13 protein-coding genes are annotated in these 14679 nt (G+C 73.4%); 9 read left to right on the forward strand and 4 right to left on the reverse strand.

Going from position 1 to position 14679, the window contains the following annotated elements:
- Positions 1–139 precede the first annotated feature (139 nt).
- A complete protein-coding gene (locus tag AB5J54_RS17775; protein WP_369144885.1) occupies positions 140–1072 on the reverse strand; it encodes a Ppx/GppA family phosphatase in 933 nt (310 codons plus the stop codon).
- A 131-nt stretch (positions 1073–1203) separates the two neighbouring features.
- Between AB5J54_RS17775 and AB5J54_RS17780 the strand changes: the two genes are divergently transcribed.
- Positions 1204–2001, forward strand: a complete 798-nt coding sequence (locus tag AB5J54_RS17780) for a hypothetical protein (RefSeq protein ID WP_369149377.1) — start codon at positions 1204–1206, stop codon at positions 1999–2001.
- Here AB5J54_RS17780 and AB5J54_RS17785 read toward each other — a convergent pair.
- The gene (locus AB5J54_RS17785; RefSeq protein ID WP_369144886.1) at positions 1998–3767 is read right to left on the reverse strand and encodes a hypothetical protein; all 1770 of its coding nucleotides are present in this window, start codon (positions 3765–3767) and stop codon (positions 1998–2000) included. The genes AB5J54_RS17780 and AB5J54_RS17785 overlap by 4 nt on opposite strands.
- Positions 3768–3940: 173 nt before the next feature.
- Here AB5J54_RS17785 and radA point away from each other — a divergent pair, with 173 nt between their 5' ends.
- Positions 3941–5347 (forward strand): DNA repair protein RadA, encoded by a 1407-nt coding sequence (gene radA / locus AB5J54_RS17790; RefSeq protein ID WP_369144887.1) that lies wholly within the window; start codon positions 3941–3943, stop codon positions 5345–5347.
- Between the two features lie 218 nt (positions 5348–5565).
- Positions 5566–6624: a DNA integrity scanning diadenylate cyclase DisA gene (gene disA / locus AB5J54_RS17795; RefSeq protein WP_369149378.1), complete on the forward strand. Its 1059-nt coding sequence runs from the start codon at positions 5566–5568 to the stop codon at positions 6622–6624.
- A 29-nt stretch (positions 6625–6653) separates the two neighbouring features.
- Here the strand turns inward: disA and AB5J54_RS17800 are convergent, their stop codons facing one another.
- Positions 6654–7493: a hypothetical protein gene (locus tag AB5J54_RS17800; protein ID WP_369144888.1), complete on the reverse strand. Its 840-nt coding sequence runs from the start codon at positions 7491–7493 to the stop codon at positions 6654–6656.
- 224 nt (positions 7494–7717) lie between these two features.
- Between AB5J54_RS17800 and AB5J54_RS17805 the strand changes: the two genes are divergently transcribed.
- The 6 genes from AB5J54_RS17805 to cseC all read left to right on the forward strand — a co-directional run bounded on the left by AB5J54_RS17805 (position 7718) and on the right by cseC (position 12975).
- Positions 7718–8401 (forward strand): phosphatase PAP2 family protein, encoded by a 684-nt coding sequence (locus tag AB5J54_RS17805; RefSeq protein ID WP_369144889.1) that lies wholly within the window; start codon positions 7718–7720, stop codon positions 8399–8401.
- 33 nt (positions 8402–8434) lie between these two features.
- The gene (locus AB5J54_RS17810) at positions 8435–9361 is read left to right on the forward strand and encodes an A/G-specific adenine glycosylase (RefSeq protein WP_369144890.1); all 927 of its coding nucleotides are present in this window, start codon (positions 8435–8437) and stop codon (positions 9359–9361) included.
- 195 nt (positions 9362–9556) lie between these two features.
- A complete protein-coding gene (locus tag AB5J54_RS17815; protein WP_369144891.1) occupies positions 9557–10129 on the forward strand; it encodes a SigE family RNA polymerase sigma factor in 573 nt (190 codons plus the stop codon).
- Between the two features lie 41 nt (positions 10130–10170).
- Positions 10171–10863 (forward strand): hypothetical protein, encoded by a 693-nt coding sequence (locus AB5J54_RS17820; protein ID WP_369144892.1) that lies wholly within the window; start codon positions 10171–10173, stop codon positions 10861–10863.
- A gap of 84 nt (positions 10864–10947) precedes the next feature.
- Positions 10948–11649, forward strand: a complete 702-nt coding sequence (gene cseB / locus AB5J54_RS17825) for a two-component system response regulator CseB (protein ID WP_369144893.1) — start codon at positions 10948–10950, stop codon at positions 11647–11649.
- A gap of 9 nt (positions 11650–11658) precedes the next feature.
- Positions 11659–12975 (forward strand): two-component system sensor histidine kinase CseC, encoded by a 1317-nt coding sequence (gene cseC, locus AB5J54_RS17830; protein ID WP_369144894.1) that lies wholly within the window; start codon positions 11659–11661, stop codon positions 12973–12975.
- Positions 12976–13031: 56 nt separating this feature from the next.
- Here the strand turns inward: cseC and AB5J54_RS17835 are convergent, their stop codons facing one another.
- A complete protein-coding gene (locus tag AB5J54_RS17835) occupies positions 13032–14615 on the reverse strand; it encodes an MDR family MFS transporter (protein ID WP_369144895.1) in 1584 nt (527 codons plus the stop codon).
- Positions 14616–14679: the final 64 nt, after the last annotated feature.

Consider the following 14679-nt stretch of genomic DNA (forward strand, 5'->3'; position numbering starts at 1 on the left):
GCGTACGGGGCGGGCCGGGGGGCCGGGGGGTGGTTCCGGTCACGCCCGGGCCCGTACGTGACGCGGCTCGCGGGTGCTCCCGGCCGTGCCCGGCCCGTGCTCCGGGACTGTTGCCGGCAGTGCTGCGGGACCGTTGCCGTCAGTGCTCCGGCAGGTGGTCCAGGCGGCGCAGGATGACGCCCTCGCGCAGGGCCCAGGGGCAGATCTCCAGCTCCTCGACGCCGAGCAGGTCCATCGCGCCCTCCGCGACGAGCGCGCCCGCGAGGACCTGTCCGGCGCGGCCCTCCGAGACGCCGGGCAGGGCGGCCCGCTCGGGCACGGTCATCGCGGCGAGGCGCGGGACCCACTCCTCCAGGGCCTTGCGGGACAGGATCCGCTGGACGTAGAGGCCCTCGCCGGAGCCGGGGGCGCCGGCGATCCTGGCGAGCTGCTTGAAGGTCTTGGAGGTGGCCACGACATGGTCGGGGCGGCCGAAGCGGCTGAACTCGCCGACCGTACGGGCGATCTGCGCGCGCACATGGCGGCGCAGGGCCTTCACGTCGGCGGTGTCGGCGGGGTCGCCGGGCAGCCAGCCCGCCGTGAGGCGGCCGGCGCCGAGGGGGAGGGAGACCGCCGTGTCCGGGTCCTCGTCGATGCCGAAGGCGACTTCGAGGGAGCCGCCGCCGATGTCGAGGAGGAGCAGTTTGCCGGCGGACCAGCCGAACCAGCGGCGGGCGGCGAGGAAGGTGAGCCGGGCCTCCTCCTCACCGGTGAGGACCTGGAGGTCGACCCCGGTCTCGTCCTTCACGCGCGCGAGGACCGCGTCGGCGTTGCTGGCCTCGCGCACCGCGGAGGTCGCGAAGGGCAGCACCTCCTCGCAGCCCTTGTCCTCGGCGGCCAGGAGCGCGTCCCGCACGGTCGCGATGAGCCGCTCGACGCCGTCGGGCGCGATCGCGCCCCGCTCGTCGAGCAGTTCGGCGAGCCGCAGCTCCGCCTTGTGCGAGTGGGCGGGCAGCGGCCGGGCGCCGGGGTGGGCGTCCACCACGAGCAGGTGCACTGTGTTCGAACCGACGTCGAGGACTCCGAGTCTCATGGGCGGAACGCTACTGCGCGGAGCCACATACGCTTGGTGTTGTGCCAAAGACGAAGAAGGCGAAGCAGGACAAAGACCGTGGCGGCGACGGCGGCGTGCAGGCGGCCAGGACCGCGCACGCGGCGAAGGCCGTGAAGGCGGTCAAGGTCGGGAAGCAGAAGCGGGCCGAGGCCGAGGAGCCCGACGAGAAGGGCCTCGACTTCGCGCGCGCGTGGGTCGAGTTTCCCGATCCGGCCGACGAGGAGCAGGTCTTCCGCTGTGACCTGACCTGGCTGACCTCCCGCTGGACCTGCATCTTCGGCAACGGCTGCCAGGGCATCCAGGAGGGGCGCGCCGACGACGGCTGCTGCACGCTGGGCGCGCACTTCTCCGACGAGGACGACGAGAAGCGGGTCGCGGAGCACGTGGCGCGGCTCACCCCTGAGCTGTGGCAGTTCCACGACGTCGGCGCGGAGTCGGGCTGGGTGCAGCTCGACGAGGACGGCGACCGGCAGACCCGCCGCTGGGAGGGGTCCTGCATCTTCCAGAACCGGCCCGGTTTCGCGGGCGGTGCGGGCTGCTCGCTGCACATCCTGGCGATGAAGGAGGGCCGGGAGCCGCTGGAGACCAAGCCGGACGTGTGCTGGCAGCTGCCGGTGCGGCGGACGTACGACTGGATCGACCGCCCCGACGACAGCAAGGTGCTCCAGGTGTCGATCGGCGAGTACGACCGGCGCGGCTGGGGTCCGGGCGGTCACGACCTGCACTGGTACTGCACGACGGCGTCGTCGGCGCACGTCGGCGGTGAGCCGGTCTACGTCTCGTACCGGCCGGAGCTGGTCGAGATGATGGGCGAGGAGGCGTACGGGGTCCTGGCCGGGCTGTGCGAGGCGCGGCTCGCCTCGCAGCTGCCGCTGGTGGCTCCGCATCCGGCGGATCCCGCCCCCTAGGAGGGTGGTCCCTCCGTCGACGGCGGGGTCGTGCCCGGGTCCGAGGTCGTGGGCGGGGGTTCCTCGGTCGTCGGGGGCGGGGTGGTCGGTTCCGTCGTCGGCTCGGTGGTCGGCGGCGGGGTCGTGGGCTCGGTCGTGGGCGGGGTCGTCGGCTCCGTCGTGGGCGGGGTCGTGGGCGGTGTCGTCGGTTCCGTGGTGGGCGGGCTGGTCGGCGGGGTCGTCGGTTCCGTCGTCGTGACCGGCGGGGGTGTGATGACCGGGCCGGTCGGCGGCTTGGCGGGCCGGTAGCCGTCGATCCTCACCTCCGCGCCCGAGGGGTTCACGCCCACGCGCGCGCTCCAGGGGCCGACGGGTTCGCGGGCGTGGTCGACGCGGACGGTGATGGTGATCTTCTCGCCGGGGTGGAGCGTGCCGGAGGCCCGGCTCACGTACAGCCAGGGGGCGTCCGTCCACAGCGACCAGTCGACGGGCGAGCCGCCGGAGGCGGTGAGCGTGAGCACGGTGAGGTCGCCGCGGCCGGTGGCGGCGACGGTGATCCAGCCGGCGGCGGCTTCGCCGGGCCGGGCCGGGCCGGTGGGGCCGCCGGGGCTGACGACCTCGACGGAGACGTCGGGGGCGCGGCTGCCCTGGGTGAAGCGGGGCTCGGGGGTGGTGCGGGAGTTTCCCGCGTTCTCGTAGCGGTCGCCGTCCGGGCCCACCGGTTCGTCGGCCTCGCGCGCACTGATCCTGCGTCCGTCGTGGCCCGCGGTGTCCGTGTCCGGGGTGCCGCGGTAGGAGGTCCAGAGGGCGAGGACGGGGGCGGCGACCACGGCGGCGACGACGGTGGTGGTCACCGCTCGGGCCCGCATCCGGTCGCGGCGGGCGACGTGGTCCTTCGGGTCCATGGGGAAGCCGGTCGGCGCGAAGCGCGGGGCGCCGGCACGCGCGCGCGGGACGTGCAGCATCGCCATGTACGCGGCGGCCCGGGGCGCTTCGACGAGGGGCAGCCGGTCCGCGGGGAGGGCCGAGGCGCCGGGCCAGGGGCCCGCGGCGCCGACGCGCTCGGCGGCGCGGCGACAGCGGGGGCAGTCGTCGACGTGCCGGACGAGTTCGGCGCGCAGGGCGGCCGAGAGGAGCACCTGGTGGTCGCCGGTGAGCCGGGCGACGGTGGGGCAGCTGCCGGTCTCGACGACGGCGAGGGCGGCGCGGGTGCGCTCGACCTCGCAGCCGGCGGTGGCGAGGAGTTCGCGGGCGGCGAGCGGGTCGAGGGAGAGCACGGCGGCGACCTGGCGGTGGCTGAGGCCGTGCCGCACGGCGAGCTCCAGGGCCTCGCGCTGCTCGGGCGTGGTGCCGGCCGCCTCGGGCCAGGCGAGCTGGGCGAGCTCGGCGCGGCGGCGCTCGGCGGTCTCCTCGGAGACCCGGGGCGGCTCGGGGGCGGTGACGGCCGGGCGGCCGGTGTGGGCGCCCTGTCGCTTGCGGCGCTGCTCGCCGAGGCTGCGCAGGCAGGCCCAGCGGGCGAGGGCGTACAGCCAGGCCGTGCGTCCGTCCTCGTCGGAGGGGCAGCGGCCGTGGTGGCGCTCGGCGACGGCGAGGACGTCGCCGAGGACGGCGGTGGCCGTGTCGTGGTCGCAGAGCACGGAGAGGCAGTACGTGAAGAGGCCGTCGAGGGCGGCCTCGTAACGGGCGGGGGGACGCCGGCCGAGCGTGCGCGGTCCCTGGTCCGTGGCGCGGTGCGCCCGGTGTGCGCCGGTGGTGCGTGCGGGGGATTCCAGCCTGCTGCTCGTCACTGGGTGACCGTAGGCAGGGCGGGGGGCACTCTTCGTACCGGTTGCTCCATTCTCATTCTTACGGGTGAAGGTATCGCTCGAAAGGGGACAGGAACCCGGCGTTCCGGTGCCGGCGGGCTCCCCCTGTGGACGGCCAGGGCCCGTTGTCGGTGGCGGCGGATACGGTGTCGCTCATGGCTGCCCGTACGAAAACCGCCAAGGACCGGCCGTCCTACCGCTGCACCGAGTGCGGCTGGCAGACGGCCAAGTGGCTCGGCCGCTGCCCCGAATGCCAGGCCTGGGGGACGGTCGAGGAGTACGGCGCGCCCGCCGTCCGGACCACCGCGGCGGGGCGCGTCTCCACCGCCGCGGTTCCCATCGGCCAGGTCGACGGCCGGCAGGCGACCGCCCGGTCGACCGGCGTCGACGAGCTGGACCGGGTCCTCGGCGGGGGCCTGGTGCCCGGCGCCGTCGTGCTGCTCGCGGGCGAGCCCGGCGTCGGCAAGTCCACGCTCCTGCTCGACGTGGCGGCCAAGGCGTCGAGCGACGAGCACCGCACGCTGTACGTCACGGGCGAGGAGTCCGCGAGCCAGGTCCGGCTGCGCGCCGACCGGATCAACGCGCTCAGCGACCATCTGTACCTGGCGGCCGAGACCGATCTGTCCGCCGTCCTCGGGCACCTCGACGCCGTGAAGCCCTCCCTGTTGATCATGGACTCGGTGCAGACCGTCGCCTCCCCCGAGATCGACGGCGCGCCCGGCGGCATGGCCCAGGTCCGCGAGGTCGCGGGAGCCCTCATCCGGGCCTCCAAGGAGCGCGGCATGTCGACGCTCCTCGTCGGCCACGTCACCAAGGACGGCGCCATCGCGGGCCCGCGGCTCCTGGAGCACCTGGTCGACGTCGTGCTGAGCTTCGAGGGCGACCGGCACGCGCGGCTGCGCCTGGTCCGGGGCGTGAAGAACCGGTACGGGGCGACCGACGAGGTCGGCTGCTTCGAGCTGCACGACGAGGGCATCACGGGGCTCGCCGACCCCTCCGGGCTCTTCCTGACCCGGCGCGACGTGGCCGTGCCCGGCACCTGTCTGACGGTCACCCTGGAGGGCCGCCGTCCGCTCGTCGCCGAGGTGCAGTCGCTGACGGTGGACTCCCAGATCCCCTCCCCGCGCCGGACGGTGTCGGGTCTGGAGACCTCCCGGGTCTCGATGATGCTGGCGGTCCTGGAGCAGCGCGGCCGGATCAGCGCGCTGGGCAAGCGGGACATCTACAGCGCGACCGTCGGCGGGGTGAAGCTCACCGAGCCCGCAGCCGACCTGGCGATCGCGCTCGCGCTGGCCTCCGCCGCGAGCGACACCCCGCTGCCGAAGAACCTGGTCGCGATCGGCGAGGTCGGGCTCGCGGGCGAGGTGCGGCGGGTGACGGGGGTGCAGCGGCGGCTCGCCGAGGCGCACCGGCTCGGGTTCACGCACGCGCTGGTGCCGGGCGATCCGGGGAAGGTGCCGGCGGGGATGACGGTGACGGAGGTGGGGGACGTGGGGGACGCGCTCCGGGTGTTGCCGCGGAGCCGTCGGGCGAAGGCGCCTCAGGAGACGCCGGGCCACTGAAACAGGGCACGCCCCTAGGGGCGGAGGCGCAGGACGGGGAGCCGTTCCGGCGGGGGCGCCCGTCCTCCCCCTGACTCCGTCCGGGGGGACCCCCACACCCCCGAGGAACGCATGCCCACAACCCCCGCGGGGTGGTGTCGCTAGACTTTGCCCTGGTCTCGCCCATCCGTACGAGCCGGAGGAGTGCAGTGGCAGCCAAGGACGGCACCGAAGCGCTGATGCGCGCCGCCCTGAGCGCGGTCGCGCCGGGTACCGCGCTGCGCGACGGCCTGGAGCGGATCCTCAGGGGAAACACGGGCGGTCTCATCGTGCTCGGCCTGGACAAAGCGGTCGACTCGATGTGCACCGGCGGCTTCGAGCTGGACGTCGAGTTCACCGCCACGCGCCTGCGTGAGCTGTGCAAGCTCGACGGCGCGCTCGTCCTCGACAAGGACATCACCAAGATCCACCGCGCGGGTGTGCAGCTGGTCCCGGACGCCTCCATCCCCACGGAGGAGACCGGCACCCGCCATCGCACCGCGGACCGGGTCTCCAAGCAGTGCAAGTTCCCGGTCGTCTCCGTCTCGCAGTCGATGCGCCTGATCGCGCTGTACGTGGGCGGTGAGCGCCGCGTCCTGGAGGAGTCGGCCGCGATCCTGTCCCGCGCCAACCAGGCGCTCGCGACCCTGGAGCGGTACAAGCTCCGGCTCGACGAGGTGGCCGGCACGCTCTCCGCCCTGGAGATCGAGGACCTGGTCACGGTCCGGGACGTCACCGCGGTCGCGCAGCGCCTGGAGATGGTCCGCCGGATCGCCACCGAGATCGCCGAGTACGTGGTCGAGCTCGGCACCGACGGGCGACTGCTCTCGCTCCAGCTCGACGAGCTGATCGCGGGCGTGGAGCCGGAGCGCGAGCTGGTGATCCGGGACTACGTGCCGGAGCCGACGGCGAAGCGTTCGCGGACGGTCGCCGAGGCGCTCACCGACCTGAACGCGCTCACCCACACCGAGCTGCTCGAACTTCCCGTGGTGGCGCGGGCCCTCGGCTACAGCGGTTCGCCGGAGACCCTCGACTCGGCGGTCTCGCCGCGCGGCTACCGGCTCCTGGCGAAGGTGCCGCGGCTGCCCGGCGCGATCATCGAGCGACTCGTGGAGCACTTCGGCGGGCTGCAGAAGCTCCTCGCGGCGAGCGTGGACGACCTGCAGACCGTCGACGGCGTCGGCGAGGCCCGGGCCCGCAGCGTCCGCGAGGGCCTGTCGCGGCTCGCGGAGTCCTCGATCCTGGAGCGGTACGTCTAGGGCCTGTCTTCCGGATCAGCCCGCACCGCTCAGTCCTTCGCGAGCCTGAACGAGGCCGGGGGCACCTTCGTACCCGGCATCGTGGCTTCCGCCAGGTACGTGCCGGGGCCGACCTGGCCCGCCGGGGCGCTCGCGCACTGCGGGGCGCTGCGGCCGCGGTCCCATTCCACGGTGTGGGTGATGGTGGCGTGCGCGGGGACGCGCAGCAGGACCGGGTCGCCGGGGCGCGGGCAGTCGGCGGTGGACCAGACCTCGTCGTCCCGGTCGTCGCTGATCGTCAGAACCGCGCTGCGGGGCCCGAAGTCGGCCTTGCAGGTGGTGTTCGAGGTGTTCTTGGCGACGAGGTGGAAGCGGGGCTTCTCCCCTGCCTCGTAGGCGAGCTTGCTGGTGCGGAGCGTCAACTGCAGTGCTCCCGCAGGGCAGTTCGGGAGCGGGGAGTCGGCCGGGACCTGCTGGCCCGCGCCGGTGCCCGCGCCTCCGTCGCCACCGGCTCCGTCGGTGTCGCCGTTCTTGCCGGTGCCCGCGGTGGTCGAGCCGCCACCCGCGTCCGTACCGGCGTCGGCGCCCGCGCCGTCGTCCGTACCGGAGCCCGCGGAACCGCCGTTGGCGCCGGAGTCTCCCGACTCGTCGCGTCCGCCGGGCTGTTGGCTGATCGCCGGGCCGGTGCCGGAGGGTCCCGGGGTGATCGAGGGCGGGGTCGGCGACGAGCCGTTGGCGGCGTCGTTCGCCTTCTTCCCGCCGCCGTCACCCGAGGTGACGGCCCACACGGCGAGCAGCGCGAGAAGCGCAACGAGGCACAGCGCCACCGCCCTCCGTCGCCAGTAGATGGTGGAGGGAAGCGGCCCGACCGGATTGCGCAAAGATCCCACGACCCGAACCTTACGAGAGATCCGGCCCAACTCCCGCCCCACCCGCCGCCCGAGACCTCAAGTTTTGCCGATGATCACATCCGTGGGTTCCGGGAACTTTTCCCGCGACCCCGCCGGAAACCGTAGGCAACCGGCGCGAATCGCAGCCCCCCACTTTCGTCGGGGGTCGCTCTGGCCGTTGGCCCGGGGCGGCGGACTCCGGATTCCGGTTAGCGTCATGCACCATGAACACGCTCCTCGACCTCTCCGACCGTCTGTATCTCGACGTCGCCGACTTCGCCCACTCCACGCCCCACTGGTTCCAGTGGCTCGCCGAGGTGTGGACGGAGCTCGGGCTGCTGCTCTTCGGCGTGCTGTTCCTCGCCGGCTGGTGGCGCTCCCGGGAGGGGTCGAGCCGGGCGATGGCGCTCGCGCTGCTCGCACCGGTCGCGACCGGTTTCGGTTATGTGGTGAGCGAGGCCCTGAAGTCGCTGGTCGACGAGGAGCGTCCGTGCCGGGCGGTCGCCGGAGCGCCCGTCTCGCTCGTCGCCTGCCCGCCGCACGGCGACTGGTCCTTCCCCAGCAACCACTCGGCCATCGCGGGCGCCGCCGCGATCGCGCTCGCCCTGTCGTGGCGGGGGATCGTCTGGCTGACCGTGCCGATGGCGCTGCTCATGGCCTTCTCGCGGGTCTTCGTGGGTGTCCACTACCCGCACGACGTGACCGTCGGTCTGCTGGTCGGCGCCCTGGTCGCCTTCCTCGTGATGCGGCTGGCGGAGCGGCCCGTACGGGCTCTGGTGGAGACGGCCCGGTCGAGCCGCAACGCGTCCGTGGTGTGGTGCGCGGGGCGCGGGCCGAGTGCGCACGCCTCCGCGCACGCCCCCGCGCGCTCCGAGCGGCGCTCGCGGGCACGCCACGGCGCGTACTGATCCCGCCGGGGACGTGCCAGGATCGGGGGTGCCATGACTTCCATCGACACTCCCCCCACGTCCGAGGCCCCCGTCCCGCCGGCGCTCCCCGCCGAGCTGCACGGGCCCGTCCTCGCCTGGTTCGACCGGCACGCCCGCGACCTGCCCTGGCGCCGCCCCGAGGCCGGTGCCTGGGGCGTCATGGTCAGCGAGTTCATGCTCCAGCAGACCCCGGTCGTCCGGGTCCTCCCGGTGTACGAGCAGTGGCTGGCGCGCTGGCCGCGCCCGGCCGACCTGGCCGCCGAGGCCCCCGGCGAGGCGGTCCGCGCCTGGGGCCGGCTCGGCTATCCGCGCCGGGCGCTGCGGCTGCACGCGGCGGCCGTCGCCATAACGGAACGGCACCACGGCGACGTACCCCGTGACCACGGTCAGCTGCTCGCGCTGCCCGGCATCGGCGAGTACACGGCGGCGGCGGTGGCCTCCTTCGCGTACGGGCAGCGGCACGCCGTCCTGGACACCAATGTGCGCCGGGTCTTCGCGCGGGCGGCAGCCGGCGTCCAGTACCCGCCGAACGCGACCACGGCCGCCGAGCGGCGGCTCGCCCGCGCGCTGCTGCCGGAGGACGAGTCGACGGCGTCCCGCTGGGCGGCCGCGTCCATGGAGCTGGGCGCGCTGGTGTGCACGGCGAAGAACGAGGACTGCGGGCGCTGCCCGATCGCCGAGCGGTGCGCCTGGCGGCTGTCGGGGAAGCCGGCGCACGACGGGCCGCCGCGGCGGGGCCAGACGTACGCCGGGACCGACCGGCAGGTGCGCGGCCGGCTCCTCGCCGTACTGCGGGAGTCGGCGGAGCCGGTGGCGCAGGCGGCCCTGGACGCGGTCTGGGACGAGCCGGTGCAGCGGGCCAGGGCCCTGGACGGCCTGGTCGCGGACGGTCTCGTCGAGCCGCTGGACGGCGGCCGGTACCGGCTCCCGCTGTCCTGATCCGCCGGGTGGGCTCCCGAGGCCCGTTCTCCTCGGGACAGGGCGCCGAAACCTTCTCCTCCCCCGCTGTTACACAACCGATGGGTAGCCGTGCGTCGACCGACGGCTGCCCCGCACAGCCCCGTGACAACCGCTCCGTAGCGTCATCGACGACACGAGGAACGAAGCAGGTCACGGGGATCGGAGGCGGTTCGGATGAGGCACGGCGAGGTGCTCGACTTCGAGGAGTACGTACGCACGCGGCAGGACGCGCTGCTGCGCAGCGCCCGCCGTCTCGTGGCCGACCCCGTCGACGCCCAGGACCTCCTCCAGACGGCCCTCGCCCGGACGTACGGCCGCTGGGACGGCATCGCCGACAAGTCCCTCGCCGACGCCTACCTGCGCCGGGTCATGATCAACACCCGGACGGAGTGGTGGCGCTCCCGCAGGCTCGAAGAGGTGCCCACCGAGCAGCTGCCCGACGCGAGCATCGACGACCCGACCGAGCAGCACGCCGACCGCGCCCTCCTCATGGACGTCCTGAAGGTCCTCGCGCCCAAGCAGCGCAGCGTCGTCGTCCTGCGGCACTGGGAGCAGATGAGCACGGAGGAGACGGCGGCGGCGCTCGGCATGTCGACCGGTACGGTGAAGTCGACGCTCCACCGCGCGCTCGCCCGGCTCCGCCAGGAGCTGGAGAGCCGTGACCTCGACGCCCGTGCCCTGGGGCGGACCGGGGAGCGGGCGACCGTACGAGGTGACGAAGGGGGGCGGGAGCGGTGCGCGGCCTAGACGGCGAACCCGACGGCAGATCACACGCGGACCATCACGGGGTGAGCGGCGGCGACGACCGGTACGAGACCGGCCGCCGCCGCCGGCGCCGTACCGTCAAGGCGGCGAGCGTCACGGCGACGGCCGGGCTCGTCGCCGTCGGGCTGTCCCTGGCCGCCTGCTCCACCGGCGGCACCGGCTCCCGCGACGAGGGCGCGGCCCGCACCGACGGGATCGCCGCCGCGGCGCCCACGCCGTCCGTCTCCGCCACCGCGGGACCGCAGTCGGCCGAACGGGTGGATCCGATCGCGCTCCTGAAGGCCGATCCGAAGATCGGGCAGCGGTTCAAGAGCGATCTGAAGCCGTGCGTCGCGGACGCGTACCCGGTGGACGCCTCCTACGGCAACCTCACCAACGCCCCCGCCCCCGACGTCGTCGTCAACGTGATGACCTGCGGTGACGCCGTCGGCATCGGCACGTACGTCTACCGCAAGCAGAGCGACCGGTACGAGAACGTGTTCATGACGGAGGACGCGGCGGTCTACGCCACGATCGACCGGGGCGATCTCGTCGTCACCAAGCAGGTGTACGCGAAGGGCGACCCCGTCGCGTACCCCTCGGGCGAGGACGTGATCACCTACCGGTGGTCGGGCAACAGGTTCACCCAGCACGACTGGGTGCACAACGACTACAGCCAGGCCGTCGGCGACGGCGAAGGCACGCAGCCCGCGCCGAGCGCGCCGCCCGCCGGCTGAGCCGTGGACCGGGAGGCCGACCCGACCGGGAGGCCGACCGAGCCGTGGCACGAGAGAACGCACCGACCCCGAAGGGCACGCACGATGGCCGAAACCCATGTCCTGTTCGTCGAGGACGACGACGTCATCCGTGAGGCCACCCAGCTCGCCCTGGAGCGGGACGGCTTCCGGGTGACCGCCATGCCCGACGGGCTCTCCGGCCTGGACGCCTTCCGGGCGCAGCGGCCCGACATCGCCCTCCTCGACGTGATGCTGCCGGGCATGGACGGCGTCAGCCTCTGCCGCCGCATCCGCGACGAGTCGACCGTGCCGGTCATCATGCTCTCGGCGCGCGCCGACTCGATCGACGTCGTGCTCGGCCTGGAGGCCGGGGCCGACGACTACGTCACCAAGCCCTTCGACGGCTCGGTCCTGATGGCCCGCATCCGGGCCGTGCTGCGCCGCTTCGGACACGCGGGCGGGGTGGGCGCCGGTGAGAGCGAGGAGTCTGCGGACGCCGGCGGGCTGCTCTCCTTCGGCGACCTGGAGGTCGACACCGAGGGCATGGAGGTCCGTCGGGGCGGGGCGCCGGTGGCGCTCACCCCGACCGAGATGCGGCTGCTCCTGGAGTTCTCGTCGGCGCCGGGCACCGTGCTGTCCCGGGACAAGCTCCTGGAGCGGGTCTGGGACTACGGCTGGGGCGGGGACACCCGGGTCGTGGACGTCCATGTGCAGCGGCTGCGCGCCAAGATCGGCCAGGACCGGATCGAGACCGTGCGCGGCTTCGGCTACAAGCTCAAGGGCTAGCCGGTGCAGGTGAAGCTGTTTCCGCTCCGTACCGGGGTCCGCTGGAAGATCGCCGTCGCCATCGCGGCGGTCGGCGCGCTCATCGCGGTCACCCTGAGCGTCGTCGTGCACAACGCCGCCCGCATCTCGATGCTCGACAACGCGCGCGAGGTGCAGATGGAGCGGCTGCTCTTCGCCCAGCGGATGTACGAGACGTCGAAGCCGAAGGAGCCCCGCTTCGGCACGAAGATCAACGATCCGGCGCTGCCGCCGCAGCTCGACCAGCTGATGCGGGACAAGCGGCGCGGGACGTATGTGCAGGAGCACCGGCACGGCGGGCCGCCGGACGTGTGGGCGGCCGTGCCGCTCGCCAACGGCGACGTGCTGTCCCTGCACATCCCCTTCGCCGACCGCAGCGCGACGATCATGAACGATCTGGACCGGGCCCTGGTGATCGGCTCGGTGTCGGTGGTCTTCGGCGGCTGCGCGCTCGGCGTGCTCATCGGCGGGCAGCTGTCGCGGCGGCTGCGGAAGGCCGCCGTCGCGGCCGGCCGGGTGGCCCAGGGCAATACGGACGTCCGGGTGCGGGATGCCGTCGGCGGAGTCGTACGGGACGAGACGGACGACCTGGCGTGGGCGGTGGACGCCCTGACCGACGCCCTGAACGAGCGGATCGAGGCCGAGCGCCGGGTCACGGCCGACATCGCGCACGAGCTGCGCACCCCCGTCACGGGGCTGCTCACGGCGGCCGAGCTGCTGCCGCCGGGGCGTCCGACCGAGCTCGTACGGGACCGGGCGCAGGCCATGCGGACGCTGGTCGAGGACGTTCTGGAGGTGGCCCGGCTCGACAGCGCCTCGGAGCGGGCCGAGCTCCAGGAGATCGCGCTCGGCGAGTTCGTGGAGCGGCGGGTGCGGGCGCTGGACCCGGAGGTCGAGGTCCGGGTCGTGCACGAGTCCTGGGTGAACACCGACCCGCGCCGCCTGGAGCGGGTCCTGGGCAATCTCCTCGCCAACGCGGCCAAGCACGGCAAGCCGCCGGTCGAGGTCACCGTCGAGGGCCGGGTGGTCCGGGTCCGCGACCACGGTCCGGGCTTCCCCGAGGCGCTCCTCAAGGAGGGCCCGAGCCGCTTCCGTACGGGGACGAGCGACCGCGCGGGCCAGGGCCACGGCCTGGGTCTGACGATCGCGGCGGGTCAGGCCCGGGTGCTCGGCGCCCGGCTGACCTTCCGGAACGTGGCAGCGGAGGGGGCTCCGGGCGGGGTGGGCGGCGCGATCGCGGTGCTCTGGCTGCCGGACCACGCGCCGACGAACACGGGCAGCTTCCCGATCCTGCGGCTTCCGGAGTGACGACGCGTGGGGCCGGTCCTGGACAGGACCGGCCCCACGCCTCTCCGTACGAGCGGTCAGACCGTCTCGGCGACCTTCGGCGCGTCGTCGCCGGACTCCGCCTTCGGGGCCGCGGCCGGTCCGGCGCCGCGGAGCGCCACCTCCTTGACGAAGAAGGCGAGGGCGAAGCCCAGGACGGCGACGGCGGAGGCGACCAGGAAGGCGCCGTGGGTGCCGGAGGCGACCGCGTGCTGGTAGGCCTCGCGGAGCGCGGCCGGCAGCTTGGCGAGGCTCGCCGCGTCGAGCTGGGCGGTCCGCTCGGTGAGCCCGCCGCCGCCGCGGGACGCCATCTCGTCCTGGACGCGGCTGGTGAAGAGCGCGCCCATGATCGCGACGCCGAAGGAGGAGCCGAGCGTCCGGAAGAGGGTGGTGGAGGAGGAGGCGACGCCCATGTCCTTCATCTCCACGCTGTTCTGGGCGACCAGCATGGTGATCTGCATGAGGAAGCCCATGCCGGCGCCGAGGACGGCCATCCAGACCCCGGAGACGAGGCGCGAGGTGCCGGTGTCCATGGTGGAGAGCAGGAAGAGGCCGGCGACCATGAGCGCGCCGCCCAGGATCGGGAAGATCTTGTACTTGCCGGTGCTGGTGGTGAAGCGGCCGACGAGCAGCGAGACGACCATCATCGACATCAGCATCGGCAGGAGCAGCAGGCCGGAGTTGGTGGCCGAGGCGCCCTGGACGGACTGCTGGAAGATCGGCAGGTAGAGGACCGCGCCGAACATGACGAAGCCGGTGATGAAGCCGATCAGGGACATCAGGGTGAAGTTGCGGCTGCGGAAGATGTGCAGCGGCATGATCGGGTCGCTCGCCCGCGTCTCGACGAAGAGGAACGCGGCGAGGGCGGCGGCGCCGCCGATCGCGAGGCCGACGATGGTGGCCGAGCCCCAGGCGTACTCCGTGCCGCCCCAGGTGGTGACGAGGACGATCGCGGTGATGCCGGCGGTCAGCAGCCCGGCGCCGAGGAAGTCGATGCGGGTGCCCGTGACGCGCTGCTTCTTCGGCAGGTGCAGGACGGTGGTGAGCATGGCGAGGGCGACGGCGCCGAGCGGCAGGTTGATGTAGAAGGACCAGCGCCAGCCCCAGTGGTCGGTGATGGTGCCGCCGACGAGGGGGCCGCCGATCATGGCGAGGGCCATGATTCCGGCCATCATGCCCTGGTACTTGCCGCGCTCGCGGGGCGGGATCAGGTCACCGATGATCGCCATGACGCCGACCATGAGACCGCCGGCGCCGAGGCCCTGGACGGTGCGGAAGCCGATGAGCTGACCCATGTCCTGGGCCATGCCGCTGAGCGCCGAGCCGATCAGGAAGATCACGATCGAGGTGAGGAAGACGCCCTTGCGGCCGAACATGTCGCCGAGCTTGCCCCAGAGGGGAGTGGAGGCGGCGGTGGCCAGGGTGTAGGCCGTGACGACCCAGGAAAGGTGCTCCAGACCGCCGAGCTCGCCCACGATCGTCGGCATCGCGGTGCCGATGATCATGTTGTCGAGCATCGCGAGGAGCATCGCGATCATGAGGGCGAGAAGGACGACGCGTACGCTGCGCGGCTGCGGCGCAGCCTCCCCCTCCGCTGTTTGAACGTTCTGTTTCGTCGCCATGTCCATCCCTTACTTGCCGCCCGGCTAGTTACTACACTGAGGAAGGTAGGCCGGTAACTAGCCG

Source organism: Streptomyces sp. R44, from assembly GCF_041053105.1.
Taxonomy (GTDB): domain Bacteria; phylum Actinomycetota; class Actinomycetes; order Streptomycetales; family Streptomycetaceae; genus Streptomyces.

Bases quoted from the DNA above. Each gene is read 5' to 3' on its own strand.
- disA (WP_369149378.1), top strand. From the start codon at position 5,566: ATGCGCGCCGCCCTGAGCGCGGTCGCGCCGGGTACCGCGCTGCGCGAC.
- AB5J54_RS17835 (WP_369144895.1), bottom strand. From the start codon at position 14,615: ATGGCGACGAAACAGAACGTTCAAACAGCGGAGGGGGAGGCTGCGCCG.
- AB5J54_RS17805 (WP_369144889.1), top strand. From the start codon at position 7,718: ATGAACACGCTCCTCGACCTCTCCGACCGTCTGTATCTCGACGTCGCC.
- AB5J54_RS17775 (WP_369144885.1), bottom strand. From the start codon at position 1,072: ATGAGACTCGGAGTCCTCGACGTCGGTTCGAACACAGTGCACCTGCTC.
- AB5J54_RS17810 (WP_369144890.1), top strand. From the start codon at position 8,435: ATGACTTCCATCGACACTCCCCCCACGTCCGAGGCCCCCGTCCCGCCG.
- cseB (WP_369144893.1), top strand. From the start codon at position 10,948: ATGGCCGAAACCCATGTCCTGTTCGTCGAGGACGACGACGTCATCCGT.
- AB5J54_RS17815 (WP_369144891.1), top strand. From the start codon at position 9,557: ATGAGGCACGGCGAGGTGCTCGACTTCGAGGAGTACGTACGCACGCGG.
- radA (WP_369144887.1), top strand. From the start codon at position 3,941: ATGGCTGCCCGTACGAAAACCGCCAAGGACCGGCCGTCCTACCGCTGC.